The organism is Wenzhouxiangella sp. AB-CW3 (assembly GCF_014725735.1).
Classification (GTDB): domain Bacteria; phylum Pseudomonadota; class Gammaproteobacteria; order Xanthomonadales; family Wenzhouxiangellaceae; genus Wenzhouxiangella.
Genome location: NZ_CP061368.1, coordinates 1388899 through 1415068, shown reverse-complemented (window position 1 = coordinate 1415068; position 26170 = coordinate 1388899). Strand labels below are relative to the sequence as shown.

The window sequence follows — 26170 nt, the reverse complement described above, 5'->3', positions numbered from 1 at the left end:
TCGACCCTCCAGGTCGCACAGTGATGCACAATGTCTGCAACGACCGTTCACGGAGTATTCCCTGCCGATGCACCTGAAGCTGCTTCGCATCCGCAATTTTGCCGGGGTTCGAAAGGCCGAGCTGTCCTTCGACGGCACCACCGTGCTGATCGGCGAGAACAACTGCGGCAAATCCAGCCTGCTTGAAGCGCTGGGACTGGTTCTGGGTGGCCGACCGGAGGAACCTCCAGCGTTTGAACCCAGGCATTTTCACCAGCGCAATGGCCAATGGGGCCAGCCGGACAACCCGGAGCCAGATACCGCTTGCATCGAAATGATTTTCGATGAGACACGGGTCGGTGCCTGGAATCACCCGGACATGCGACCTCTGACTCGACTCGTGCCGGCACGCAAGCGCCAGGTACGGCAGATATCGCTGAGAGTGGAGGCCGACCCGCCCACCGACGGGACATCGAAGGTGTCGCCCCGCTGGAGCATCGGCCCGGTCCACGGCGCTGAACCAGGCCCTGATGACGAGGATGCCCTGACATTGATTCGCAGGCTGAACCCGCTGATCGACCTGCGCGGCTGTCCATTGTCCGCCGCGGCCCTGGGGCGCCACAACGGGAACGAGTCCTGGCTGGAAGACGATCCCGAAGGTCGAGCGCTCCAGCAACAGGTTGACCGGCATTTTCACGCCGTGATCTCGGGCGGATCGGAAGACCACGAGGCCGACATGGAAGCGGGTGTGGCCGCTGCCGAAGCCCTGCTTGATCACATGGACGTCAAGCTCGATCCAGGCGCCGGCCTGGGGCAGAAGGCCATCGGTGAGCTGGTCGGTCGTTCGGCACAGTTGGCACATGCCCGGCGTGATCGCCAGCCCAGTACGTCCATTCGTCGCCTGGGTTTGCTGATTTTCACCGCGGTCATACTGCGCGGCCTGCCGCAGGGTAACGGGCATCCCGACTGGCCCATAATGATTCTCGAAGACCCGGAGGCCCACCTGCACCGCATGACCCTGGCGTCGGTCTGGCGCCTGGTCCACGGATTTGACGTGCAAAAGATCATCACCACCCAGTCCCCCACCCTGCTGGCGGCATCTTCGCTGACCAGCCTGCGGCGGCTGACCCGACACAACGGCAACGTACTGGAATGGCGGGTTCGTGAGGATGCGCTGTCGGACAGCGAGTTGCGCAAGCTGGGTTATCACCTGCGCGCACGACGGGGCGAAGCCGCCTTTGCCCGCGCCTGGATCCTGGTCGAAGGCGAGACCGAATTCTGGGTCATCAACGAACTGGCCCGTATAGAAGGCCGCGATTTCGATCTTGAGGGGATTGCCTGCGTGGAGTTCGCCCAGTGCGGCATCCCGCCCCTGCTCAAGACTGCTCGAGAACTGGGCATCGAATGGCATCTGCTCACCGATGGAGATGCCGCCGGTCGCAGCTACGTCGAGCGCGCACGGTCGCTGTTTGGAGAATCGGATGATGAGCGGGAACGCATCACCCGTCTCGACGAACCCACCCTGGAGCAATGCTTTCACGATCACGGCTATGCTCCGGTATTCCAGCGCCTGGCCGGATTTCGTGGCGACCCCGGCCCGAATGTCACGGCACAACAGGTCATCGAACGCGCGCTCAAACGCCATGCCAAGCCCGATATTGCCCTGCAGCTTGTCATGGCGGCGGCCGAACCGGATTCACCCGGCGTACCCGAACCGCTGGCCGCCATGATTGAAACCGTATTGAAGATGGCGCGCGAGGCGCCGGAGCGCGGCCAGATCAGGCGCCAGGACAACGGCCATCAAGGAGAAGATACAAAGACATGATTTCCCTGAGATTCTGTGGCGCGGCCGGCGGTGTTACCGGCTCCGGCTACCTGGTGGAGACAGGTCGGGCCCAGGTCCTGGTCGACTTCGGCATCTTTCAGGACGGCGACAACCGGCGCGAACGCAACCGGTCGCTGGGCCCGGTGGACCCACGGCGTCTTGGCGCCGTCGTGCTGACCCATGCCCATATCGACCACTGCGGCCGCCTGCCACTGCTCATCGCCAACGGATTCACCGGCAGCCTCCATGCCACGCCCGCGACGCTGGATCTGCTCGAGATCATGCTCGAGGACATGGCCAAGATCGAGGAGGAAGACACGCGCCGCATCAACCGCCGCCGGCGTCGCGCCGGGGAAAAGCCCCTTCAACCGCTGTTTACCAGCCAGCAAGTCGGGCAGTTGCTTCAGCGCGCACGCCCCTTGCCCCTGGGGAACCTGACCAAAGTCGCCACCGGAGTCCGTGCCCGGGCGATTGAGGCCGGGCACATCATTGGCTCGGCCAGTATCGAACTGCACATCGAACACGGCGACGGGGAACGCTGCCTGGTGTTCTCCGGCGACCTGGGGCCAGGTGACGCCCCCATTCTGCGCGATCCCGAGCCACCGACCTCTGCTGATCTGGTGGCGCTTGAATCCACCTACGGCGGCCGCAAGCGCCCCGATACCCGCCAGGCCGTGGCCGAATTCAAACGCATCATTGAAAAAGCCGCGCTGGACGGCGAGCGCGTCATCATCCCGGCCTTTGCCGTGGGACGCACGCAGACCGTACTCTACTACCTGGCCGAAGCAGTACGCGAAGGCCGTCTGTCGCCCGACTTCCCGATCTATCTCGACAGCCCGATGGCCACCCGGGCCACCCAGGTGGTCACTGCCCATCCGGAACTGCATGATGACAAAACGCGACAGCTGCGCGACCAGCGCCAGCTTGAGGCCGACCTCCGGGGACTGCGCATCATCGAATCGGTTCCCGAATCCATCGCGCTCAACGACAGCGATCACCCCTGCATCATCATCAGTGCTTCAGGCATGTGCGAAGGTGGCCGCGTGGTTCACCATCTCAAGCATAACCTGTGGCGCCACAATGCCCACCTCATGCTGGTCGGGTACATGGCCGAGGGCACGCTGGGCCGGACCCTGCTCGATCAACCCGAACATGTCGAGATACTCGGCGAGACCATTGCCGTCAGGGCCGACATCCACCGCATCGAGGGGTTTTCGGCCCACGCCGGTCACGATGAGTTGCTGAACTGGCTGGCACCGATGACTGAGTCGCGGCCACGGGTCGTCCTCACCCACGGTGAAGACGACGCGCGCGAGGCACTGGCACAAGCCATCAAGGAACGGTTCGATTTGTCGGCCGAATGCCCCGGCATTGACGACGTGATCACTCTGGAGTGATCGTACTACTTGCGGAACTTGTCGCTGAATTGCTAGTCTATGTTCCTGACTTCGGGGGCGTACTGGCTTCGACGTGGATCGGACGTACCCTGGGGCATGCCGAGCAGACAGCATCACTCGTAAAACCCTGCTGTAAACTGTTAGTTGCCAACGACGACAACTACGCACTGGCCGCCTAAAAACCGGCCTGCTCCCGACCGGTTGAGCCTGCGCTTCCGAATCGGGATCATTGAGCAGGATCGCGTTGTGTCGCGTTTCAGGGCATGGCGTTAAATCACACTGGAACTGGTCGTTGCATGTGCCCTGCCCCTCGGGCGGTGTGACGACGAGAAACAATCGAGCGGGCTAAGCATGTAGAACCAGGATCAGATGGTTCGCGGACGGGGGTTCGACTCCCCCCGCCTCCACCAATTCAACATCCAGCACCATCCAACGAAGTCCTCAAGCCCGCGTAACAGCGGGCTTTTTCTTTGCCCTGTCGTCCAGCAAGGGGCAACGGGATTCGTTGACATCCGGGGGCAACTGGGGGCAACATTCGGGGCAAGTGAGTTGCCCCCGCAGGGAGTTGCCCCCATGCCGCTGACCGACACCGCCATCCGTAACGCCAAACCCGCCGAGAAGGCCCGCAAGCTGTTCGACGGTGGCGGGCTGTATCTGGAAGTCTCCCCGTCCGGGGGCAAGTGGTGGCGGCTGAAGTACCGCTACGGGGGCAAGGAGAAGCGGCTGTCGCTTGGCGTCTAACCCGATGTTTCCCTGAAGGACGCCCGCGAGCGCCGCGACGAGGCGCGCAAGCTGCTGGCCAATGACATCGACCCCAGCGAACACCGCCAGGCGCAGAAGGCCGCGAAGGAAGACCGGGTGGCGAACAGCTTCGAAGTGGTGGCACGGGAGTGGCACGCCAAGCACCTGCCCTCCTGGACCGACAAGCACGCCGAGACCATCATCCGCCGGCTGGAGCTGAATGTGTTCCCCTGGCTCGGCGGCAAGCCCATCGCCGACATCACCGCCCCGCAGCTCCTGCAAGTCATCCGGCGGATTGAGGAACGGGGCGCGCTGGAAACCGCCCATCGCGTGCTCGGCTGCTGCGGCCAGGTTTTCCGCTACGCGGTCGCCACCGTTCGCGCGGAGCGCGACCCCTCCGGCGATCTGCGCGGCGCCCTGCCGCCGGTCAAGAGCCGGCACTTCGCCGCCGTCACCGAACCGGACCAAATCGCCGCCGTGCTGCGGGCCATCGACGGCTACGAAGGCACCCTCCCGGTACGCTGCGCCCTGCGCCTCGCGCCGCTGGTGTTCGTGCGCCCCGGCGAGCTGCGCAAGGCGGAGTGGGCGGATATCGACCTGGACGCCGCCGAATGGCGCTACACCGTCACCAAGACCAACACCCCGCATATCGTGCCCCTGTCGCGCCAAGCCGTGGCCATCCTGCGCGAGCTGCAACCGCTGACCGGACGCGGACGCTACGTTTTCCCAAGCGCCCGGAGCGCAAGCCGCCCGATGAGCGACAACGCCGTGCTGGCCGCCATGCGGCGCATGGGCATCGGCAAGGACGAAATGAGCGGCCACGGCTTCCGGGCCATGGCACGCACCATCCTGGATGAAGTGCTGGGCTTCCGGCCCGACTACATCGAGCACCAGCTTGCCCACACCGTGCGCGACCCGAACGGACGCGCCTATAACCGCACCGCGCATCTGCCCGAGCGCCGCAAGATGATGCAGGCATGGGCGGACTACCTGGACAAGCTGAAGGCCGGCGCGAAGGTGATCCCCCTCCACGAGAACCGCAGCGCCTGACCGCTTTCAGGGAGCCCCTCCGGGGCGGATGGGCAGCGGGGCGCGAGCATGGGGAGCGGAAGCCGCGCAGCGGCTGAAGCCCCACGCGCAGCGACCCGCTGGGCGGGCGGGGGAAGAACAAGCGGAGGCAATTGATACATAATGCAACATGCGGGCGCAAGCCGGACTGCACGGAGCGAAGCGGAGTGCTGCGCATAATTTCGAGCATTATGTTCCATTGCCGACCACCGACCCTGGCTGGGTAGGCCGCACCGGACCTTTACCGAAGCCGCAGGCAATTGGGGGCGGGAAAGCGCAGCGCCGTGCGGGGGCGCGGCAGGCTGGGCGCAAGCCGAGCCTGCCAGTGGCCCCGCGCAAGCGGCAACGAAGGGGACCCAGGCCGGCCGAAGCCGCCGAGCCGGTTGCGAAGCATCCGGCGGCGCTTGAGCCCGGCACGGCGTAGCCCGCTGCGGAGCCGCAAGCCCTTGGCCCCGTCTTCCGGGGCGAAGGGCGCCGTGGCGGAGCGCGGGCGGTAACGAAGGGGCCAGAGCTCGAACGAAGCCACGGAGCCAGTCTGCCGGAGCTTGCGGAGGCAGTCTGGCGGCCCTGACGCTGGCACGGCGCAGCCCGGCGCGGCGCTTGCCGGCGAAGCATGCAAGCGGCGTGACGGGCGGTCCAGACAGGTTCTGCCGACGGGATCGAACTTGATTTTGCGACGCAACGGGCCTAGTATTGACTCAACACGGCCCCTTTCGGTTGAACCGCTCCGGCGGGGATACTGCTAAGGGGTTTTTTATTGGCTGGCGAAGCTACCAATCGTGCTCCCAGCCATCGGGCGCGCCCATCCCCGCCAGGTTCAAGCTCAGGTGATCCAGATCGGGAAAGGTCTGCAGGTGCGCCTTCACGCGCTCAGGCCAGCTCGAGCTCGGGTTCACCACCTGCAGCAAATGCCGCGCAATGCGCAGCAGCAGGTAGCATCGGGCGCGGAGGTGGGAATCATCCTCGAACGGCCCCACCCAGGTGACCTCCCCCATCGACGGCAGTTTCGGCTGATCCACGATATTCCGGTTCCACAGCCGACTGTGGTGCGCACAAACATTGCGCAGGTAGTTCAGGCTTCGCAGCCAGGTCGCGAACGTGCGGCCATTATGGACGCCATACTTCGCCGAGATCGCATCCTGCTCCGCTTCCCGCATCCCGGCGTAGAGACGCGACATTGTTCCGAAGTCCCAAACCTCGCACGCCACCCAGATAATCAGCGGCAAACCGTACTTGGTCTTGTTGTGGCGAACGAACTCTTCCTTGGATTCATTGATCAGGCGAGCATGCCTGCCAAGCCATTCGTGATGCCGGGTCACGCCTTTGCCGTTATTCAGGTCCCGGCTGAAACTGTCATGGAACAGCTCCGGGCGCAGGTAAGCAACAGGATCGATCTCGCCAAGGGTGTGGGAAATATCGACCCTCAGAGCAATCTCGATCCGCTCCAGCGCATCCATGGCCAGAAGCCGTAGCTTCTTGTCGAAGACATAGAGCTTGACGGCGTCTTCAAAACGGGCTCCCGGCCGAAACTGGTCCAGGGCGAGGGTCACGACTTTCCGCTGCTTCTTGGCTGGCTTCCGGCCCTGCTGATCCAGGTACATGAAAGGACCGGACCGCTCCCGGAAGGGATACCAGTAGCCGCTGAGCCGGTAGTAGCCAATTCGCTGCAAATAATCCAGCGCCCTGGACCGATCCGTAACGGCCAACCCACGCGAAATCAGCAGGTCCAGTTGCTCCTCGTAGCTTTTCCAGGGCTTGGCGAATTCCTCCCGAGACATTCCGCGGCCACCTCAGTCCATTTCAATCCAGGCCAGCATTTCCGTCGCGTAGCCTTTGTCCGGATTCGCGATCCCACGATGACCCAGCTCACGCTGCAACATGGGCTCGATGTGCTCATGAAGCAGGGCGGCTCGTTCGGCAGGCTGAAACTGCGGTCGTCCAGCCGGCGCCTGGAAATAATCACGGTACTGTTTTTCAACGCTCGGAACGCGCTTACCCGATCGGTCAACCGCGATAGGAACCAGGTGGGAGCCCGCATCTTGCCGGCCTCCGAAGGAATGCACCAACCAGAGGCTGAGCGCAATCGGCTGCTCGGCACCAACCGCAGCAGCAGCGCCCAGCGACAGTGGTTTTGCTGAGCGCCAACGACTCAGAAGCCGATCAACGAGCGGGTGGTCAATGCCGATGAGCTCCAACTGCTCTTGCTGCTGCGCAAGATCACGGTCCAGCGTGCAGACCCTCGGCGCCGAATTCGCATGCTCTGTGATTTCGAAGCGAAGCTCGTCGATCGTTCGAAAGCTTCCCCCACTGTATTCCACAGCCGATCGCACGAATTCCATGATCCGCGCTTTGCTCTCATCAATGTTCGCCAGCGGCTTGTAGTCTTCGAGACTGAATCGATCCAGGTCTTGGAAAAGCTCGAACACTACCTTGCGTGCCTCCCTGGCATTGCTCATCGCCGCTTCCAGCTCCTGGCGCGTGCGTTTTAGTTCGGGATCGGAGAGCGCTTCACGGTAAAGCTGGTCATAGCTCAAGCGATCGGAAAGCTGGCCAAGAATCTGGCCGCGCAAATCCTCGGCAACATTGCCTTGTTCATCTACCTTGCCCAGGGTGCGTGCAATCTCCTGTAGCTTGTCGGTCAGCATGAGGAAGATGCGACCCTCGATGGTGTCAGAGAGCACCAGGTTATAGACCTGAGCGGTATCCTTCTGTCCGTAGCGATGGATGCGCCCGATTCGCTGCTCGACATCCATCGGATTCCAGGGCAGGTCAAAATTGAACAGCACGCGGCTGAATTGCAGATTGATGCCCTCGCGGCCCGCCGCGGTACAAATTAACACCCGCGGACCATCGGGCTTACGGAAACGTCTTTCTGCGGCCAGTTTCGTGCCGTGGTCGCCGCCACGCAGCACCACCACGCCTTGCCCTGGATAAGCGGCGTCAATCTCTCTTCCCAACAGGTCCACTGTCGCCAGGTAGGTCGCGAATATGACCACCTTCTCGCCAGGATTCTGTTCCCACAAGGCACCAAGCCCGCGCAGCAGCTTGTCGACTTTGGTCTCCCGTTCCTGCGGGAATACCTTGAGCAAGTCAGCGATACGCAGCCTTTCTTCTGGCAGCGACAGTTCCACCGCCTCCGTCGCGGCCTCCTCACCTTCCGCAGTCACCGTTTCTGAGGACTCGGACGATGCCACCGCCGCCAAGCGATCCTCATCCAGCTTGCGAATCAAGCGGAGCTTGAGGTCAGCGAGAACACGATCCACCTCACCACGGCCTACGGCATCATCAGCCAGGCCGGTATTCTGATGGATCAACTGACGCGCTTCCTCCATGAGCGCCTGGTGGCCGTCGATGTCCAGCGCCTCATTCTTCAGGATGGCCTCGTGAATGGTCAGCGCCAACTGGCGGCGCAGCAAGGTGCTGCGAACAGCGGCGAAGCTGGAAGCCGCAATCTTCTGGAAAATGGTCATCACGAACCCCAGGGCGCGGCCTTGGTTGCCCTGCTGCTTCGCGAGATCAAACCCGTCGATCAGGTATTCGCGCAGCTTGGCGTAAAAGAGCTTCTCCGCTGCATTCATGGTGAAGGATTCGGTGTGGACCCAGCGCCGCGTGAATAGCGGCGAACCGTCCGCTGTACAGGCATCGGCTTTGGTGCGCCGATAGACCACCTCGTTGAGGCGGTGGCGCTCGGCCACCATCTCCTCAGGGCTCTTGAATAGTGTCGGATTGAGCAACTGGATCAGCATCCAGAAACGGAAATGATCCCCTTGGTGCGGTGTAGCCGAGAGCAAGATCAGATCTCGGGCATGATCGCGCAGCGCTTCAGCCAGTTTGTAGTTTTCGGTCTTTCGCACCTTGCGGCCATTCCGGTAGGCCGACAGGTGGTGAGCCTCATCGAACACCACCAGGTCCCAGGGCGGTGCCTCCTTCAATCGGTTGATCCGCGCCCGGCGCTTCAAGGTGTCCACACTGGCGATCAGGCGATTGTGCTTGGCGAAGGCATTGCTGCGACGATCGGTGACATCGCCCTCCGAGCCGAACACCTCGAAATCCAGGTTGAAGACCTCGTTCAGCTCCCGATGCCAGTTGTTGACCAGCCCTGCCGGCACCACCATCAAGGCCCGCTCCAGTTCTCCGCGACTGGCCAGCTCGCGCAGAATCAGGGCGGTTTCGATGGTCTTGCCCAGGCCCACCTCATCGGCGACCAGAAAACGCCGGGGCGCAGCCGTTGCGACCTGATGCGTCAACACCACCTGGTGCGGCAGCAGGTCGATGCGGGCCGATGTCAGCGCCGCTGCGTTCTCCATCAGCGGCAATGCATGCGCCTCCACATGCAGCCAGGCATCGCGCAGGCGCTGCGCTCCGCCATCCACATGAGCAATGATCTGCTCGGCCCGACTGGTAACAGGACGCAGCGATTCACCGAAGACCTGCCGCTCACCGCTCGGGAAGAAGGCGCGCACATAGCCGTTGGCGGTGAGCTGCACCACCACCCCTTCGCCAAACTCGGCATGCAGGACCCGCTGGCCCGGTTGGAAGCTGGGCTCGGTCATGGCTCGCACCTCCCTAACTGATCCGCGGGTGGTGCAGGCCCGCCCAGTGCTTGCCATCGTAATCGGCGTTCGGATCGTCCGTATTGAGCAGACGCTCGACCTCATTTTCGGCACCGGAGAAGAGCAACCGGCCGATGGGCAGGCCCTCCGGTCCCGAATGCCGATGGCGCCAGTAATAAGCCTCGCTCGCCCCTTTCATGCTGATGCGGTTACGACCGCTCGGCATCCAGAAAATCAAGCCGGCCTGCCCCTGATAATAATCCTGGAACGACAGCAAGCCCTCTTTCAGGTCGGTTTCGAGCCAGCCCCTGGCATCCTCGCCAGCCAGCACATCCAGGCAACCCTCCAGGCCCGCCACCACCAGCGCGTCACCGTCCGCGGCAGGTAGATCATCCGGCCAGGCATCGGCCATGGCGAAGAACTGACGCAGTGACACCACCTCGTCAGGCGCATTCAGTCCCGCGAGCACCTCGGCGTCCCACAGCAGCGCGATACCGCGACGCGGCCAGCCTTGATTGAAGCGTGTCCTAACCATCAGTCCTCCTCCTCGCCCAGGCGTTCAAACAGGTTGAGCTGCTTCACCTTGTCCTGATTGCGCGACGCCCAGGCCTGATAGAGCGATGCGGCGGTGGTGGCCGCGTTGCGGGTAGGCGAATCAGCGCCGCGGGTCTTGAACCAGGTCAGGATCGCACCCAGGGCCGGATGGGGCTTGAAATTGTCGTTGTTCAAGGTCTCGCTGGCGTTGATGCCGCTGCCCTCGAAACAGGCGCCGATCAGGAACATGGCCTGCTCGTAATCGCTCTGCATCCCCCGTCGATGCCGGCCAACCCAGCTCTGGGCCAACTCCAGCGGAGGGGTCAGATGAAAGATCTTTTTCTCCTCATAAACCCAGCCCCGGCTCGCAAAATCCGAAGGCCCAATGCCCGTTCCACGCAGGAATTTCTGCAACTGGTCTCGCGGTAGTTGATTGATGCCATCGAACAGACGCAGCAACATACGCGTGAAGGGCTCGGCGTTATGGGGCGGCGGCTCCTTGATGCCGCCGGCTTCCTCGTCCAGTAACTGGTTGATGCCCAGCAAGGCCTCCAGCACCGTCATCGGCGTGTCCTGGTCCTTGTAGACCTGGCCGTAGTGGCGGGAGAAATACTCCAGCGCCTTGCCGCGCCGAATCACCTGTACATCGGCTTCCGGCAGCCCTTCTTCCTGGTGGTGCTCCAGCAGGTCTTGCAGATCACGCACATCGCGCAGCACCTGCCGGCGCAGCTTGGCCCAGGAAATCGGCTTGGGATTCTCGATCCGCTTTCGGCAGACATGAATGATGTCGTATTCGATCTTGCGGGAGCCGAACTCGCCCGAGCCCTTGGTTTCATCGCTGCGGATGGGATAGGTAGCCTCCAGGTAGAACCCGGCATCGAACAGCGATTCGAGCACGGACACCCAGGGTGCATCTTCACTGTGATGGAAGGTAAAGCTCAGCAGCCCGCCCGGCTTGAGAACCCGACCCGCCTCACGCCAGCATTCGGTGAGCAGGCGCTGGTAAAAACGATCGGCGTTCTCCAGGCCCGTTTCTTCATCCCGCCCCGGGTGCCTAGCACGATTCGCTACTGCTTCCAGCGTCTTGGGGGTGTACTCCGGCTCAAAATATTCAGGGTAGCGATCCTTCAGCGCCAGGCGCAGCCAGACATAGAAGAAGTCAGAAAGCTCCGAATAATGCAGCAGACCACCGAAGGGCGGGTCAGTCACAACCAAGTCGTGACTACCTGTTTCTAGCATGCTGAGCTCAGTGGACGAGGCGCAGAAAACCTCTACGCCTTGTACCGGGTCGCCACACTCCACCTTCTCACTGTTACCGGTAACGTAATCCGATAGCTTCTCCTGGTGTGTTGAAAGCCTGTAATTGTGCACAAGCTCCCAAGGCTCAACACGCCACTTATGAGCTTTGCGGAGCACTTCAATTGTGGAGGACCACGGGCCATATCCCATCGGCGGGAATACCCCAACTTCTACAACATTATTCTTGGGATGAAAATTGCTGTTGGAAAGGGCAGGGGCCAGCTTATCTAGCTTCTTATGCCAGAACGAGAACATATTTTGGTTGCGTAGAAAATTCTGAAACGCACCCATAACAAAGTCTCGAACGGCATCCGAATGCTCGCCGCCTGTGTTGATCGCCTTCAGGAGCTGACATAGAACCAGCAACTGTCTGGGGTTGAACATTTTCCACCAATGGGTATAACCATAGTTTTTGCGCAGATCACTATTGGCAATGACAGTCATAAACCCATAGGGAACCTCACTACGCGGCCAATAGTCCGACAAGTCTGAATCTTTCCGTCCCTCCCACTCCTTGTAAGCCGTATCAAAGGCTTTCGAGTCACAACCATCAATAAAGAAACGGCCACCGTAGACCTGACTTTCTGCATCGCAATTTGGGCAATAACCTTGATGGCCATAGAAGGCGACAGGCGCAGTTTTCTCTGTAGCTTTAACTGTTCTCAGCACATCCTGAACCGTGCCGCAGGCACCGCAGGCATAGTTGCTGCGCTTGGGAACCGTGCCCCCTTCGTTTCCGGTCAGGATGACGGTGCCGGTATCCGGGCAGGTGATGGATTCGGGCAGCTTGCCGCGCACCTCGATCAGCTTGCAGGTCTGCGCCCGGGCCTCATTCCAGCGCACGGTCGCGTCCACCGGGTCCTCAACGCTGCCACCGTACAGCCGCCCCTGCTCGTCCCGGGAGGCCTCGCCCTCCAGCCACTGGGGATGCACCAGCAGTGACAGCTCCACCTTCTTGCGCTTGCCCTTACCCAGCTTACCGAATGTCTCGGTCTTGCCGCAGCAAGGGCAGTCGGCACGTTCCGGCTCGCCGCTGTATTGGTTGAGGCTGGCGACAGCGAAGGGACGTTCCGTATCCACGACCACGAGCGAAACGGCGGGCGCCATGCGCGCATCCCGTTCTTCCAGATCGTACTGTTCACCGCAATGGGAGCAGGTGCGGGACCAAGCCTTCACAGACAGGGTTTTCACCGCCATGACAGGGCTGGTCATGATCGGCGTGCGGTGACCGCACCCCGTCACCTGGCAGGGGCCGTGCTTGGCCCAGAAACTGTAGATGATCTCCGGGCCGTGGTAGCGGTAATCCTTGCGCGCCTGCGGCGACAATGTCAGGGGATCGAAGTCCTCGCCCATGATCTCGCCGGTGCTGACGCGGGTCCACTGCCCCTTGTGGCCGCGCGGGCATTCGCAGGCGTAGAAGGGCATGATCTGGGGTTTGACTTCGGCCTCGATCTCCGCCAGCAAAGCTTCGACCTCGCCCTTGTCCACCCGGGCCAGCTCGTTCTTGACCACGAACCATGCCACCGGGTTGAGCTCGTTGCCCACCATCTGCATGCCGAGCCGGGAACCTTCCACGACGGTGGTGCCACCGCCCATGAAGATGTCGGCCACCTTCAATTGCTCGAAGGCGCCTTTTCTCTGGTGGTTACCGTAATAGCAGTCCCAGACCAGCTTGGCGGCTTCGGCCGGGTCATCCGGCGCCTTGATGGCGGAGGCCAGCAACATGGAGCGAAACACGCTGCTACGGCGGCGTGCCCACCACTTGGACATCTGGTAGATGGGCTTGCCGGCGTTCCCCTCAATGGCGGCGATCTGATTGATCGGGATAATCGGGAAATCGACTTCGATGCAGGTGGGCGGCCGGTCGGGATCCGAGAAGTCGACGGTCTCACACTCCCAGGTCTTGCCTGCGCCGACCGCCTTGGACACTTCTTCGGCCAGCCAGTCCGCCTTGTTCATACCTCTGGCTTTCCAGGGCTTGTCGTCCGCCATATTATTTCTTCCTGCTGAGTTCGATAAACGGCACGACGACCTCCAGTACACTCAGTCCGCCGTGGGTGAGGGTGGGATAGCCACCCTGGCTTTTCCATTTCCGCCGGCCGTTGACATAGAGATGCCGCCCGTGGGTGCTTTCGATGGCCAGATCAATCGGCGGCACCCAGGCGCCGGCCGGATCATTGCCGGGAATGGCCCGACCGCTCTTGTAGCGCCCCTTCAGGTAGTCCGACTGCTCGGCATTGCTGTCGATGAACTGCCCGCTGGCGGCATAGCCGTGATCGGCGGTGATGATGAGACGGCGCCCGGTGGCCAGCCGCTCGACCAATGACCAGAAGGCATCCCCGCTGAGGTGTTCCTCCACCTCCTCGGTCAGTGTTTGCAGTCCCTTGCCCGGGTCGTCGTGATCGTGCAGGCGATGATCCGGCCAGTGGTGCCAGAACACCCAGTCCGGTTCGGCGCCGATCAGCGCCGCGCAGTCTGCCCAGGCAATGTCCACCGACTCCGTGCGGGCACCGGGGAAGGCATGGCTGCCCCCCGCCCCGTTATTGCCGAGGGCAGAGCGCTGACCAAAACCCAGGGCCTTGGCGAAAGGCGTGGTATCCGCCGGCAGCTCGGCTCCGGTGGGGCAGGCCTGATGCACGATAAACCCTCGCTCTTCCGCCTGGTGCAGAATCCAGGGCGCCTCGCGCATAGAGAGGGCATCCAGAACCAGGACCGCTCTACCGGGCGAATGCTTGCTCCACCAGCCAGCCAACTCCTGTGATGTGCGTGGAACGACTTCCTCGAAGTGTGACCACAGATCCCAGCCCGCTGTCGCCAGATAGAGATCCACATCCGCCAGGCTGCGGTCACGCTTCAGCACCTCCGCGACGGCTTGCCCCGGAGCAAGGCTTTGCGAGCACAGTTCCCAGGCATGTTCGAAAACGGCCGCCCAGGCATCGTTCGGCTCGGCATTCTGAAGCGTCTGCACCAGTTGGAGCGGCAAAGTCATTGCGGATCCTCCTTCTCCAGGTCCAGCGCGTAGGTCATACCGTCCGGCAGTTTGCGGATCAGTTCCTGAAGTTGTGCCCCGGTTAACTGATCCACCCGCAAGGTCAGCCCGCGAAGCTGCGTGCCGGTGCCGATACCCCACTGCTCGACCTTGCCCAGCAGATTCAATGACGACGTTGCCGGTGCGGAGTGCGGCGTAAAGGCCCCACCGCCGCCAAAGATACCGCCAGGGCTTGGCTGACCGGGTGCGCCTGGCGCACCGGGCGTGCCCGGCTGGGGTGGCTCGGCGACACCGCCAGGCTCGCCAGTCGGCTGACCCGGAGGCGCCGTTCCACCGGGTGGCACCGGCTGGCCGGCGCCTGGTTGGGTGACCCCGCCGGTGGCCGGCACGTTCTGCGGGAGCAGGACATGCGTTTCTTCCAGGTGCTTGCCCGTGCCGAGCTTGCCGCGCATGCGCTTGAACGCGGCTTCCTCATCCTCACCGTCGTGGGCCTGAAGGTATTCCATTCCTCGCAGATTGATCGCGATCTCACCACGGGCGCACAGGCGCACAATGCGTTCCTTGACGAGCGTTTCGCCAAGCCAGGGAATGCAGTCCTCGCCGCCCGGGCGGGGCTCTCTCAGCTCCCGCAGCAGTTTGCTGATGGGTTCGTTGTTCGGTGCTGCCGCAAGGATGAACGCATCGAAGTCTTCAGGTATGAAGAGGTTCTCTCGGATGCTCTTGTCGATGGCATCAGGAATTCTGGCGCCTTCGGCCTTGTGGCTCTCGATGGCAAAGCGACAGTTCTGGGGTTTCTGGAAGTTCCAGTTCGAAATGATGGCGAAGCGATCGAAGCGGGACTTGAGGATGTCGCGCAGCTCCTTCTGGTATTTGGTCTGCAGCCGTCCGTACTCCGGATTTTCCTTCTTCCAGCGCTCAGCCAGGTAGACACAGCGTGCCAATACGAGAAGGTCACGGTCCAGGAACAGGTTGCTGGATCCGTCTCTGGGCAGGAGGAAACGCACCACATTGCGGTTGGTTTGCAGGTTATCCCGCAGCCATTCACCCAGTGCCGCCTCTGTGTCGGCCGGTGATTCAGGCAGCACAACGATCGGGATACGGTTACACCAGTTCGCTGGCGCTTCACTGTCGTCCAGCTTTTCCCATGGATTGCTCTTCCACGCCTGGGGCAGGACGATCACCCGATAGGGCAACTCCACATCGCCGCCACCTTCCAGAACATAGCGGACCTCTTTCGCGAGGTGCCAGCGGTCTTCGTCATCCTGAAAAAGCTTGTCATTGCGCGCGCTGGCAATGAGCTTGGCCTGCGGGTTCTCTTCCTCCCTGAAGATGAACCGATTGCCGTCTTCGTGGATGTTGAAGCTGTTTTCCACGATGGTGGTCAGCTCAACCTGGAAGGCATTGTCATCCACCGGCTGATCGCGGGTCACATCGACATGAAGCGTGTCTCGGTCAGCGCCTGCCTGATTGACCTCTGCCAGGGAACGCAGCCATAAGGCCCCGATGATCTCTTCAAGGTGGGGCAGCTTGTGGCCGCTTCCGGCGATGGCGTCGCTGACCGCTTCGAGGTTGCGTAACGCCTTGTCACGGAGCTTGGCGTGATGCTGGTTGGCCACCGAGTCGAGTAGTGCCGTGATCCCGCTGTGCTCATCATCAAGGCGGAAATCCGCGGCCGTCAGAATCGGCTGCTTATCCCCATTGTGCTTGAACAGGTCCGCGAGAATTCGGATCAGGTCGCGCGTACCCTGAGCACTGGTGGCGATTAACACCTGATCTTCCAGCAGGTCCATGAGGTGTGGCGCATACGGCCAGGCCTCAATGAATTCCGCGCGAATCCTCTCCTGCTCCGCAGGGGCAATATTCTTGAGCCGGAAGTACTCGTTGACGTGGGTTTCAACCAACTCCTGAATGGCTGAGGCATCCACCTGAATGCGATTTTCGAACAAGCGGTGCAGCAGGAGCCGCAAACGGTCGGTCTTGGCCGAAGGACCCTTAAAATCGACGATGACGGGATTCACCCGTTGAATCTGCTGGAAGGCATCGGTGTTACCGTTCCTTACGGAAACCACCAGCACCAGGTACTCCGGGTACTCCATGGCAATCTCCGAAAGCACCTGAATGAAATTGAAGGCCCAGGTGCGCCACGGATACTGCTTTGTATTGGTCAGGCCGTCATACCAGGTCTGGAATTCGTCCAGAATCAACGCCGTTGGCGTGTGCTTGAACAGCTCCAGCAGTATTTCGTCGCTTGGCACATCGGGTTTCTTTTCGCCGAGCGCCTCCCATTTTCCACGACAGTAATTACCGTTCGGATGGTTATCGAAGACAAGATCCCATAAAAACTTGTAGCGCTGCCGGTGCAGGCTTTCACTGATGACGTGCATGCCACCACGCAAGGGAATCTCACCGATCTTGTCGTCACCCAGCGTGTGCGACCAGTTATTCAACCAGTCCTTCGTCGCCGAATGATCGGTAAACGCATGGTAGAGAACCCCCATCAAATGTGATTTGCCCTGCCCCCGTTCGCCTTTCAGCGTGACTGGACGACCCTGATCAGGGCCAACAGCTTCAATGGCCTTCAGCAGATCGTGGGATGGGTAGGTGATGCGCAGAAAATCGGACGCTGACACCTGCGTGGCGCCGGTGTTGTTCTTGTTAGTCAGCTCAATGGCCGTGCCTTTAAGGCGGCGGCCCTTGAATTCGTCGCGCAGGCTTAGTCCAAGCATGACAGTCTCCGGAAGTGTTCTGTTTTTCCCCACGATGGCGCTCATTTTTTCTTTTCTGCATCACTCTTGGCCGCATTGCGCGTAGGAATGGCGATGCCGTGTTGTTCGCAGTAGCCAAGAATGAGCACCTCCACCATGTTGGCAATGGATCGGTGCTCGCGGGCGGCAGCGGTACGGAGTGCCTCCTTCACGGCTGGATCAATTCGGAAGGTCACGGTCGCAGTCTTGGTGGTGGCCATCAGGGTCCTTCGCGGGGTGGCTGCAAATGTACTGTAATGTACTGCATTGTCCCGTATAATCCAAGGAGATTCCGGGCAAAACGGCTGGGGAGGGAGGCATGGCCCGACACTACTCAACCACGAGCTTCTTCCGGCAGGTCCCGAACGCCCTGCTGGCGCGCTATTTCACGGAACGGGGCCTGTTCGGCGACCTGGGTTTCTCCACCCTGAAGGAGACCAAGCCGGACGCGCTGTTCGAGGCTTGGCTGGCGCTGCCCGAGGACCAGCGCAAGCCGATGGACGCGGAGTTCCAGGACATCTTCGAGCTGAGCTGCGAGAAGGGCTTCCGGGCCATCATCGACGAGGCGAGCTGGCAGATGCAGGACGATCCCGAGGCCCTGACCGAGTTCATTGAGACCCTGTCAGACCTGCCCAACCACTACCACCGCGCCATGATCACCTACCTGGACCATCCCGAGTGCTGGAAGGGGGCTACCCGCTTCTACCATGCTGACACGCTGCCGTACTGGCGCAAGCGCAAGAACATGGGGCACCGACCTGCCGCGGTTGACGACGGCAGCATCCGGCAACTGGCGGCCCAGATCCGCAACTATTTCCATCGTACCAAGGGCCGGGGCAACAACTGCATCGTGGAGCGCTTCCGCCGGGGCGAGCTGGATTACTTCTTCGCCTACCCGGAAGACTATTCCCAGCAGAGTATCGAATGGGTTGACGGTGAGTTCGACCGCCGGCCGCACAACCCAGCCTTCGAGGTGATCTTCGTCTACTCGCAGAAGGAAGGGACGCTAGACCTGAACTTTCGCGGCCCCCGCAAGGCCGTAGAGCCACTTCAGGGCATGTTCGCCACCACCATTCTGAAGCTGGACGAACTGCCGCCCGATCCGAAGGACGAGCGGGTCTACAACCTGGACCTGCTCGGCAAACGGGTCTTCGATTTCACCTATGACGCGGGCAGCGGCATCGAGGATGTCGTCGTTCGCAAACTCCGGCTGTCGTCGCGGGCCAAGAAGGGCGAGCGCATCACCCTGGAGGCGGACACCTCCCGCAATCCCAATGCCGTCTATGACCTGCTGGACCGGCTCGGCAAGTCCCTGCCGATGCACCTGTACAACGTCACACAAGTGGAGATCGCGGCGTCCGTCGTCACCGACCCGGACAAGCCGCCCAGGACGGTGCCCATCCGCCTCACCTATCCCAACTCCTGCTCCCTCAAGTACGACGAAGTGGGCATCAAGCTGCGCGAGATGCTGGAAGCCTCCGGCATCGAGCCCAAGGAGCCGGCGGAGGCTGAACAGGCCGAGGAAGCCTCTGAGGCATGATGCCGCAGGCCGTGCTTATCGAACTGCTCGACCGGATCGCCGCGTCACACGGCGCGCCGGTACTCATCGGTGCCGATGAGCTGGCGGACTGGCCGGCCGAGGCGGTCACGGCGTTGCAGTCGCAAGGCGTAATCACAAGGGCGCGTCCTGCGGTCAGTGCGGTCTGCCCCGGCTGCGAGCGCGAATGCGTCATGCCGGTGTACACGCTGACTGGCGCGGGACATGTTGCGGGCGCCTTCATCGTCTGCGACAAGCGCAGCGACATCAACCGCGTACCCGTCCCGGTCGATCGGCTCGAACAATGGCAGGTGTCCGGCGAGTCGATCGCGGGAATGCTGGCCGGGCTGCTCGGCCTCCACCGCTCGGGGCGAGACGACACATCCGGTGGCCGGTGGGAGGTTGGCCTGCTCAAGGGTGCCAAACATTCCAGCCATGTGGTGATGCGGGCCGGCAACGGGCTCACCCTGGAGCTGGCCGGTCATTCCGTTGCGTTGGCGGAGGTGCTCGCGCTGGACAACGGCACACTCAGCGTGGACAGGCGCGCCTTGACCCGGCTGGTGGATCAACCTGTCGCGGGCGCTGGCGACGTGGAATCGGCCGCGCAGCGCCGGGAGCGGCTCAAGAAGCGCGTGCAGGCGTTGAAGGCGAAAGGCGTTCGGGCATTTCTGAAGACCGTCGCCGAGGAAGAAGGCATCTCCGTTTCACGCCTGAAACAGCTTCTGAAGGACGATACGGCTCCGGCCAAATCCCCGCTCAACTGGTAGACCCTATCCGGGGGCTATCCTGCCCGAAGCCAAGAACCCAGTAAGTACGCGGCCTCCCGGCCGCTGCAACGAGACAGCTTGAAGGACAGCCCCCTGGCTCGTTCGCAATGGCGTCATGTTCAACAACACCCAACGAGGTGCCAACATGACGCATACCATCCTTCGACTTCCCGCCGTGAAGGCCCGTACCGGCCTTTCCCGTTCCACGATCTATCTGCGCATTGCGGAAGGCAGTTTCCCTAAGCCCGTATCCCTCGGCGGCCGTGCCGTCGGCTGGATCGAGGCGGAAGTGAATGACTGGCTGAAACAGCAGATCGAGACCAGCCGCCAGGCTGCGCGGTAAGGGAGGGCGGAACGATGACTACAAACAAGAAGGGCCGCGCTGGCGGGCACCAGGCGACCCCTGAGACTTCTGAAAGCACCTGCAATTCTACCGGCATCGCTTCCCGCGTGAAAGCGGCCATCGTGACGCTGGCGGTATGGGGCTGGTTCCCCCTCGGGCTGGCGGACCGGATCAACCGCATGGGAGGGCCACACAATGACTGATGCGCTCCTCCAATTCCGCGATGCGATCCGCTCCACGGGGCTGGAACCTCCGGACGTGATCGAGCCGGGCAGGCTGCACCGCTTTCCCGGCGCCGGCAAAGGGCCGAGTAACCGGGCCGGCTGGTGCCTGCTGTTCGATGACGGGCTGGGCGGCTGCTTCGGCGACTGGTCCTCGGGGCTCTCTCGCACCTGGTTCTCCAGGCAGGGCTGGCCAGACTCGCCGCAGGCGCAGGTTGCGCTCTCGCGCCAAATCCAGGCGGCGAGATTGCAAGCCGAACGCTCGCGGCGAGACCGGTATAGAGAGGCGGCCAATCGGGCACGCAGGATCTGGGACGCGGCGCCCGCCGCGCCGAGACACCATGCGTATCTGGTCGCGAAGGGCATCGCGCCGCATAACGCCCGGCTTCATCACGGGTGCCTGATACTGCCGGTGACGAGCTTCGCAGGCACGATCAGCAGCCTGCAATTCATCGCGCCCAACGGGCGCAAGCGACTGCTCTCGGGGGGCCGCAAGCGCGGCTGCTTCATTGCCGTTGCCGGCGATGAGGAACAGGCCCGGCGCGTCATCATCTGCGAGGGCTGGGCGACCGGCTGCACGCTCGCCGAGGACTACCCTGCCGCCCTGGTGCTGGCCGCCATTGACGCGGGCAATCTGGAACCCGTCGCCGTGGCCGCGCGCCGCCGCTGGCCTTCCACCGAAATCGTGATCGCCGGTGACGATGACCGGCGCACGCCGGGCAATCCCGGCGTCACCAAGGCGAAGGCCGCCGCCATTGCATCCGACGCACTGCTGGCCCAGCCGCAGTGGCCGGCGGACGCACCGGAGACTTTGACCGACTTCAACGATCTAGCCCGGTGGCTGGGGGGAGGTGGGGCATGAGCGCCGACCTGCTGAAATCCGCCGCACCGCCACCGGAAGACTGGCCGGCGCTGGTCCCGCTGGACGCGCCCAACCTGCCCCGCCTTGATCTGGCGCACCTGCCGGGCTGGGCCGGGGACTATGCCCGCGCCTTGGCCACCGATACCGAGACACCGCCGGAGCTGGCCGCCGGGATGATTCTGGTGACCTGCGCCACGGCGACGGCGCGTCGCCTGCGGGTGATGGTGAAGCCCGGCTACTTCGAGCCCTGCAACCTGTGGGCGGTAGTGGCCCTGCCGCCTGGCAATCGCAAGAGCGCCGTGCAATCCGCCGCCACTGCGCCGCTGGTGGCGTGGGAGCGCGATCAGTCCGAGATCATGGAACCGGAGATCAAGCGCATCACCAGCGAGCGCAAGACCCAGGAAGCGCGGGCCAAGGAGACGCGCAGCAAGGCCGCCAGGGAGAAAAACGCCAACAAGGCCAAGGAACTGGCGGCGGAAGCGGCCGACCTGGAAGCCGATCTGCCGGACATTCCCATGCAGCCGCAAATCTGGACCTCGGACGCCACACCGGAACGGCTGGGCAGCCTGCTGGCCGAGCATGGCGAGTGCATGGCCTGGCTGTCGTCGGAAGGCGGCGTGTTCGATCTGCTGCAAGGCCGCTATTCCAACGGCATTCCCAATCTGGACCTGGTGCTGAAGGCGCACAGCGGCGATCCGGAGCGGGTGGACCGGGGCTCGCGCCCGGCGGTCTACCTGCGCAGCCCGCGCCTGAGCATCGGCCTGAGCCCCCAGCCGGATGTGCTGCGGGGACTGGCGGCCAAGCCGGGTTTTCGCGGCCGTGGCCTGCTGGGCCGGTTTCTCTACCTGCTGCCACCGTCGCCGCTGGGTTTTCGTGCGCTGCAATCCGATCCGGTGCCGGAAGGCGTGCGCGATGCCTACACGACCGGCATCCGCGCCATGCTGGACTGGGAACCGGCCATGGACGAACACGGCACCGAGCGCCCCCACCTGCTGCGCCTGAGTCCAGAAGCCCATGCCGAATGGCATGCCTTCGCCAAGGCCGTCGAGGTGCAGATGCAGCCCGGCCGGGAGCTGGAGCACTTCACCGACTGGGCGGGCAAGGCACCGGGCGCCGCCGCACGACTTGCCGGCGCGCTGCACGGGATCAGGCATGCCCACGGCAGGCCGTGGGAAGCGGCCATCACGGCGGAAACGATGAACGACGCCCTGGAGATCATGGCCGTCATCACCCGCCACAGCCTGGCCGCGCTGGACATGATGGGAGCGGACCCCACCATCGCCGCCGCCCGGTTGGTCTGGGACTGGATCGAGCGCGGACGGCTGGCACGGTTCACCGTGCGCGAAGCCTTCAATGCCCTGCGCGGCACCTTCCCCCGCGTCTCGAAGCTGCGCGACGCTCTGGATGCGCTGGAAGAGCGCGGTTACGTGGAAGTGATCGAACCGCCGCGAGACGGCCCCGGCCGGCCACCGTCGCCCACGGTGCGGGTACGCCCAGAGATCGCGAGGGCGTGGCGATGAGCTGGCGGGAAACACTGGGTGTTGCCGAAGCGGCCGGTGAGTCCCATGCGCACAATCCGCACAATGCGCAGAAAACCGCCATGCAGGACAATTCTGCGGATAGTGCGGATTCTGCGTCGGCGGATGCCGAGGAAACGGCTTCCAGGCTGCTGGAGGCGCTGTCTGATGCCTGCCGTGGCCTGCCCATCACACCGGCGGCGGTGCGGGACGCCTTGGCACTGGAAGACATCGAGGACTGGCGCAAGGGCGAGATCACCCGAGACACCCTGGCCGCCTTTGCCCGATCACTGGTGCAGCGCCGGGAGATGGAACGGGGGAAACGCCCCACCCACTACACCGAACGGGCCACCTGTAAGCATTGTGGTCCGATCTGGCTCTGGTTTTCCGGCGAGGTGCTGGGCTGTCCCTGGTGCTGGAACCGTGTGGCCGACCGGCCGATACCACGCCCGGATGCCGTCCACTGCCAGGACTGCGCCCACTTCCAGCGCACCGATCATTCGCATCTTGGCCACTGCGCCAAGGGCGAGCCGGAAGCCATCGCGGGGCTGTGGGACACCGACCGCCGTTATTGCGAGCGGTATCTGCCGCACTCCGAACCCGGCGACGACGACGGATCGGCCGATGATGAATCCCTGACAAAAAGGTGAACTTGCCAAATGATTTCGGAAAAATCCGGAGGTGAATGTGGGCGGCATGGGTAGCGGCCGGCGCTGGCACTTCGGCGTCAGTGACACCACAGACGATTACCGATCCATCGACGTGCGCCGCTGGCGGCGGGATGGCCCGCTCGAACCGCACCAGTCCTTCGGCTGGCAATGGTCACGCCACGGCGAGGTGGTTGCTTCCATCCAGGTGCGGACCGAACCCGACCGGGTCATCCTCACCTACCGCCACCGCAGCGGCGGCAGTGACTGGCAGGACGAAAGCTACCCCGTCTGTCTGGACTGGACGACGTGCCATCTCGGCGGCCAGCGCCCCTGGTTCCTCTGCCCAGCACGCGGCTGCGGCCGGCGGGTCGCCATCCTCTACGGCGGCGCCATCTTCGCCTGCCGTCACTGCTACCGGCTGGCCTACCCCAGCCAGCGGGAAACCGATGGCGACCGGGCGGCACGCCGCGCCGACCGGATACGCGAGCGGCTCGGCTGGGAGCCTGGTATCCTCAACGGCAACGGCCTCAAGCCCAAGGGCATGCACTGGCGGACCTTCGAAAGACTCACCGCCGAGCACGATGCCTACGTCGAGAAATCACTGGCCGGCATGGCGCAGCAGTTCGGCATCAAACTGTAGGGACACCCGGCGGGCATGGGGGCAACTATGGGGGCATGTTGCCAATTCCGATTCTACTGTTTCTTTTTAAGTCAATTGTTTACGAAGGCTATTCGGTAGCCGCCGCCTCCACCAGGATCCCCGATGAAAATGCCGGCTTTTGAGCCGGCTTTTTTCTTGCTCGGTTTCAGCCAAACGCTTGGCGTCAGTCCAGTACCGCATATCGACAGGCGTCACGGCCTGAGTTCTTGATCTCGTACATCAGATCGTCAGCTTGCTGGATCGCCTCATCAACCGATTCCGGAACACGTCGGAAGGTCGCCACGCCGACAGAGAAGGTGATTGGCCAACTACTCTCCCGCATGGCCTGACCCAGTCGCTGCAACACTCGATCGATCACCTTGCTGGCCGCATCCCGGTCGGTTTCGGGTAGTACGATCACGAACTCGTCGCCACCCGCCCTGGCCAGCAGATCCGTGCCCCTCAGAGACGTCCTTATGGTGTCGGCAACCTTGCGCAGGGCCCTGTCCCCGGCCGAGTGCCCACCATGACTGTTGACTGTCTTGAAGTTATCCAGATCAACATAAGCCACTGATGTCGCAGTACCTTTCCGCTTCATGCGCTCGATAACCTGCTCCATCAGCAGCCCCAGGTGCCGCGTATTGGCCGCGCCTGTCAGGGGGTCGGTAAGCGCCAGTTCCTTTTCGCGCGCCAGCGCCTCACACAACTGTCGTTCCTTCTCCTTGTGGCGGGTTCGGTCACGCATGACACAAACCACCCGCGTTCCCTCTGCCAACTCAACGGGACTAAGCATGATGTCGATCGGAAAAGTGCTTCCATCCAGACGCTGGGCGATCAGATCGCCACCTGCCCCCATTTCACGCCGCTGCAGATGCCGCCAGAATCGGCTCATGTGACCCATGTGGGCATGGCGCTTTGCCACGGGCAGCAGCGCGTTGACCGACCTGTTTTCCAGGCCTTTCTCCCCGGCCGCGAAAAATTCCTGGGCCAGGTGATTGGCACGCTCGATATATCCGTCCTGATCGACCAGCATGGCCGCATCCGGCATGGTTTCCATGAAGCCCGCGTAGAGATCCATGCCAGGCAAGCTCGGCTCGTCGGTCACGTCATGAGCCGGTCCGACTTCCACACTCCATCCTGCTTTTCTCCATCCATATGCGGAATATTAGCGCATTACGTTATTCAGGGATACACTCGATAATCCGGCGATACACGGTATAGGTTGCCTAAAGAACCTCTGGAATAACCCGGATCGGCAGCATGACTCTGAAGCCGCTATACTCGAATCATGTTGAGAGTCGTGTGGATTGTCCTGCTACTGGCGCTGGGAGCGGCGCCAATGACCGCCACGGCCAGTTCGCTATGGCTGGCACCCGGGGTCACCGGCGAGGGTGGAATGACCGCCAATGTCGGCCTGGGTATGGATTGGGACCGGCGGTGGTTTGAAACCGATACCGGCTACCTGGGTGGTTACTGGCACGCCGGCTATACCTGGTGGGAAGGGGGACGGAAAGGTGATGCAGCGCACACCGTGTCGGTCTCGCCGGTGTTTGTCTATACCTTCAATGCCCGGAACTGGCGGCCTTTCATCGAAATAGGCATCGGTACGGCACTGTTTTCCCGGCAGAGTGTCGGTGACAAGAACCTGGGTTCATCGGCCCATTTCGAAGATCGCTTCGGGGCCGGGCTGTGGATCGGAGAGCGCGACCGCCTGGTGCTGCGGGTGATCCATTATTCCAACGCCGGCCTGTCACGTCCCAACCCGGGCATCGAGTCCTGGTCACTGGTCTGGGGCCGATCCTTCTGAAGTCTTGCCGGTGAAATGCCCTGTCTGTCGACAAGACTCGACCGAGCAATGGCTTACTGTCGATACCCGCCCCTACTGGCGTTGCAGCGACTGCCAGGCTCGCTTTCTGGACCCCGACCACTTGCCTGACCGCCGCATCGAGAAAGCGGAGTACGACCAGCACCAGAATGATCCGGGGGATCCGGGATACCGGCAGTTTCTACAACAATTGCTTACCCCTCTGCTGGAACGAATTGGCCCGGGTTCCCGCGGGCTGGATTATGGCTGTGGCCCCGGTCCTGCGCTGGCCTACATGCTGGAAGAAGCGGGTCATACCATGTCGCTGTTTGATCCAATCTATGCCCCCGACCCCGGTGTGCTCGATACCACCTACGACTTTGTGACCTGCACCGAGGTCGTTGAACACTTCCACGATCCGGCAACGGAGTTCCGGCAACTGGACCGCCTGCTCAAGCCCGGAGGGTGGCTGGGGGTCATGACTCGATTCCAGACCGACGATGATCGTTTCGCCGGCTGGCACTACCGCCGGGATCCCACCCACGTGGTGTTCTACCGGCCAGAAACGTTCGAGTGGCTGGGGCGGCACCTGGGCTGGGAGGCGGAATGCCTGCCGCCGCAGGTGGTGATGGCTCGGAAGAAGGTGAAAGGTGAAAGGTGAAAGGTGAAAGGTGAAAGGTGAAAGGTGAAAGGTGAAAGG

Annotated in this window: 20 protein-coding genes, 1 other RNA gene and 1 pseudogene; 14 read left to right on the top strand and 8 right to left on the bottom strand. The window is 62.6% G+C overall.

The features are described from left to right. Nucleotides 1–67 precede the first annotated feature (67 nt). From IC757_RS06135 to IC757_RS06120, 5 genes and pseudogenes are all read left to right on the top strand, one after another. On the top strand, nt 68–1804 hold the full coding sequence (locus IC757_RS06135; protein WP_190976477.1) for an ATP-dependent nuclease: 1737 nt from the start codon (nt 68–70) through the stop codon (nt 1802–1804). Next, entirely contained in the window at nt 1801–3201 is a 1401-nt protein-coding gene (locus IC757_RS06130) for an MBL fold metallo-hydrolase RNA specificity domain-containing protein (RefSeq protein WP_190976476.1), read from the top strand. The genes IC757_RS06135 and IC757_RS06130 overlap by 4 nt, the downstream gene beginning before the upstream one ends. Before the next feature lie 53 nt (nt 3202–3254). After that, nucleotides 3255–3611, top strand: a transfer-messenger RNA (tmRNA) gene (gene ssrA / locus IC757_RS06125). Next, nucleotides 3571–4026, top strand: a pseudogene (locus IC757_RS16985) (Arm DNA-binding domain-containing protein); the annotation flags it as partial. The gene ssrA and the pseudogene IC757_RS16985, both read left to right, overlap by 41 nt. Nucleotides 4027–4059: 33 nt before the next feature. After that, nucleotides 4060–4992, top strand: a complete 933-nt coding sequence (locus IC757_RS06120) for a tyrosine-type recombinase/integrase (protein WP_223846279.1) — start codon at nt 4060–4062, stop codon at nt 4990–4992. A 788-nt stretch (nt 4993–5780) separates the two neighbouring features. On the opposite strand, the gene IC757_RS06115 is transcribed toward IC757_RS06120, so the two are convergent. The 7 genes from IC757_RS06115 to IC757_RS06085 are packed head-to-tail and all read right to left on the bottom strand — an operon-like array spanning nt 5781 to nt 17350. Next, nucleotides 5781–6788 (bottom strand): Abi family protein, encoded by a 1008-nt coding sequence (locus IC757_RS06115; RefSeq protein WP_190976475.1) that lies wholly within the window; start codon nt 6786–6788, stop codon nt 5781–5783. A 12-nt stretch (nt 6789–6800) separates the two neighbouring features. After that, the gene (locus IC757_RS06110; RefSeq protein ID WP_190976474.1) at nt 6801–9563 is read right to left on the bottom strand and encodes a DEAD/DEAH box helicase; all 2763 of its coding nucleotides are present in this window, start codon (nt 9561–9563) and stop codon (nt 6801–6803) included. A gap of 13 nt (nt 9564–9576) precedes the next feature. Continuing rightward, a complete protein-coding gene (locus tag IC757_RS06105) occupies nt 9577–10098 on the bottom strand; it encodes a hypothetical protein (RefSeq protein ID WP_190976473.1) in 522 nt (173 codons plus the stop codon). Further along, nucleotides 10098–13388, bottom strand: a complete 3291-nt coding sequence (locus tag IC757_RS06100) for a hypothetical protein (RefSeq protein ID WP_223846278.1) — start codon at nt 13386–13388, stop codon at nt 10098–10100. Before IC757_RS06100 ends, IC757_RS06105 begins: the two co-directional genes overlap by 1 nt. Nucleotide 13389: 1 nt before the next feature. After that, complete coding sequence (locus tag IC757_RS06095; RefSeq protein WP_190976472.1) at nt 13390–14385, bottom strand: hypothetical protein; 996 nt, start codon at nt 14383–14385, stop codon at nt 13390–13392. Next, nucleotides 14382–17156 carry a DUF499 domain-containing protein gene (locus IC757_RS06090; protein ID WP_223846277.1) on the bottom strand — a complete coding sequence of 925 codons (2775 nt, stop codon included), beginning with the start codon at nt 17154–17156 and terminating at the stop codon, nt 14382–14384. Before IC757_RS06090 ends, IC757_RS06095 begins: the two co-directional genes overlap by 4 nt. Then, a complete protein-coding gene (locus IC757_RS06085; protein WP_190976471.1) occupies nt 17153–17350 on the bottom strand; it encodes a hypothetical protein in 198 nt (65 codons plus the stop codon). Before IC757_RS06085 ends, IC757_RS06090 begins: the two co-directional genes overlap by 4 nt. Before the next feature lie 98 nt (nt 17351–17448). Between IC757_RS06085 and IC757_RS06080 the strand changes: the two genes are divergently transcribed. The 7 genes from IC757_RS06080 to IC757_RS06050 all read left to right on the top strand — a co-directional run bounded on the left by IC757_RS06080 (nt 17449) and on the right by IC757_RS06050 (nt 23666). Continuing rightward, nucleotides 17449–18669: a hypothetical protein gene (locus tag IC757_RS06080; RefSeq protein ID WP_190976470.1), complete on the top strand. Its 1221-nt coding sequence runs from the start codon at nt 17449–17451 to the stop codon at nt 18667–18669. After that, complete coding sequence (locus IC757_RS06075) at nt 18666–19433, top strand: hypothetical protein (protein WP_190976469.1); 768 nt, start codon at nt 18666–18668, stop codon at nt 19431–19433. Before IC757_RS06080 ends, IC757_RS06075 begins: the two co-directional genes overlap by 4 nt. 145 nt (nt 19434–19578) lie before the next feature. Then, nucleotides 19579–19776 (top strand): helix-turn-helix transcriptional regulator, encoded by a 198-nt coding sequence (locus IC757_RS06070; protein WP_026321097.1) that lies wholly within the window; start codon nt 19579–19581, stop codon nt 19774–19776. A 195-nt stretch (nt 19777–19971) separates the two neighbouring features. Further along, the gene (locus IC757_RS06065) at nt 19972–20859 is read left to right on the top strand and encodes a toprim domain-containing protein (RefSeq protein WP_190976468.1); all 888 of its coding nucleotides are present in this window, start codon (nt 19972–19974) and stop codon (nt 20857–20859) included. After that, nucleotides 20856–22379, top strand: coding sequence for a YfjI family protein (locus IC757_RS06060; RefSeq protein ID WP_190976467.1), 1524 nt, complete (start codon nt 20856–20858; stop codon nt 22377–22379). The genes IC757_RS06065 and IC757_RS06060 overlap by 4 nt, the downstream gene beginning before the upstream one ends. Then, nucleotides 22376–23026 carry a hypothetical protein gene (locus IC757_RS06055; protein WP_190976466.1) on the top strand — a complete coding sequence of 217 codons (651 nt, stop codon included), beginning with the start codon at nt 22376–22378 and terminating at the stop codon, nt 23024–23026. Before IC757_RS06060 ends, IC757_RS06055 begins: the two co-directional genes overlap by 4 nt. Nucleotides 23027–23072: 46 nt before the next feature. Next, nucleotides 23073–23666, top strand: coding sequence for a hypothetical protein (locus tag IC757_RS06050; RefSeq protein ID WP_223846276.1), 594 nt, complete (start codon nt 23073–23075; stop codon nt 23664–23666). Nucleotides 23667–23850: 184 nt separating this feature from the next. Here IC757_RS06050 and IC757_RS06045 read toward each other — a convergent pair whose 3' ends face one another. Beyond that, nucleotides 23851–24795 carry a GGDEF domain-containing protein gene (locus tag IC757_RS06045; protein ID WP_190976465.1) on the bottom strand — a complete coding sequence of 315 codons (945 nt, stop codon included), beginning with the start codon at nt 24793–24795 and terminating at the stop codon, nt 23851–23853. Between the two features lie 159 nt (nt 24796–24954). Between IC757_RS06045 and IC757_RS06040 the strand changes: the two genes are divergently transcribed. Together IC757_RS06040 and IC757_RS06035 are read left to right on the top strand one after the other, a co-directional pair. Further along, on the top strand, nt 24955–25473 hold the full coding sequence (locus tag IC757_RS06040) for an acyloxyacyl hydrolase (protein ID WP_190976464.1): 519 nt from the start codon (nt 24955–24957) through the stop codon (nt 25471–25473). A gap of 10 nt (nt 25474–25483) precedes the next feature. Beyond that, nucleotides 25484–26131: a class I SAM-dependent methyltransferase gene (locus IC757_RS06035; protein ID WP_223846275.1), complete on the top strand. Its 648-nt coding sequence runs from the start codon at nt 25484–25486 to the stop codon at nt 26129–26131. Nucleotides 26132–26170: the final 39 nt, after the last annotated feature.

What these genes read in the sequence shown, in the direction of transcription:
- IC757_RS06135 (WP_190976477.1), top strand. Translation starts at nt 68, where the DNA reads ATGCACCTGAAGCTGCTTCGCATCCGCAATTTTGCCGGGGTTCGAAAG.
- IC757_RS06130 (WP_190976476.1), top strand. Translation starts at nt 1,801, where the DNA reads ATGATTTCCCTGAGATTCTGTGGCGCGGCCGGCGGTGTTACCGGCTCC.
- IC757_RS06115 (WP_190976475.1), bottom strand. Translation starts at nt 6,788, where the DNA reads ATGTCTCGGGAGGAATTCGCCAAGCCCTGGAAAAGCTACGAGGAGCAA.
- IC757_RS06110 (WP_190976474.1), bottom strand. Translation starts at nt 9,563, where the DNA reads ATGACCGAGCCCAGCTTCCAACCGGGCCAGCGGGTCCTGCATGCCGAG.
- IC757_RS06105 (WP_190976473.1), bottom strand. Translation starts at nt 10,098, where the DNA reads ATGGTTAGGACACGCTTCAATCAAGGCTGGCCGCGTCGCGGTATCGCG.
- IC757_RS06100 (WP_223846278.1), bottom strand. Translation starts at nt 13,388, where the DNA reads ATGGCGGACGACAAGCCCTGGAAAGCCAGAGGTATGAACAAGGCGGAC.
- IC757_RS06095 (WP_190976472.1), bottom strand. Translation starts at nt 14,385, where the DNA reads ATGACTTTGCCGCTCCAACTGGTGCAGACGCTTCAGAATGCCGAGCCG.
- IC757_RS06090 (WP_223846277.1), bottom strand. Translation starts at nt 17,156, where the DNA reads ATGAGCGCCATCGTGGGGAAAAACAGAACACTTCCGGAGACTGTCATG.
- IC757_RS06085 (WP_190976471.1), bottom strand. Translation starts at nt 17,350, where the DNA reads ATGGCCACCACCAAGACTGCGACCGTGACCTTCCGAATTGATCCAGCC.
- IC757_RS06080 (WP_190976470.1), top strand. Translation starts at nt 17,449, where the DNA reads ATGGCCCGACACTACTCAACCACGAGCTTCTTCCGGCAGGTCCCGAAC.
- IC757_RS06075 (WP_190976469.1), top strand. Translation starts at nt 18,666, where the DNA reads ATGATGCCGCAGGCCGTGCTTATCGAACTGCTCGACCGGATCGCCGCG.
- IC757_RS06070 (WP_026321097.1), top strand. Translation starts at nt 19,579, where the DNA reads ATGACGCATACCATCCTTCGACTTCCCGCCGTGAAGGCCCGTACCGGC.
- IC757_RS06065 (WP_190976468.1), top strand. Translation starts at nt 19,972, where the DNA reads ATGACTGATGCGCTCCTCCAATTCCGCGATGCGATCCGCTCCACGGGG.
- IC757_RS06060 (WP_190976467.1), top strand. Translation starts at nt 20,856, where the DNA reads ATGAGCGCCGACCTGCTGAAATCCGCCGCACCGCCACCGGAAGACTGG.
- IC757_RS06055 (WP_190976466.1), top strand. Translation starts at nt 22,376, where the DNA reads ATGAGCTGGCGGGAAACACTGGGTGTTGCCGAAGCGGCCGGTGAGTCC.
- IC757_RS06050 (WP_223846276.1), top strand. Translation starts at nt 23,073, where the DNA reads ATGGGTAGCGGCCGGCGCTGGCACTTCGGCGTCAGTGACACCACAGAC.
- IC757_RS06040 (WP_190976464.1), top strand. Translation starts at nt 24,955, where the DNA reads ATGTTGAGAGTCGTGTGGATTGTCCTGCTACTGGCGCTGGGAGCGGCG.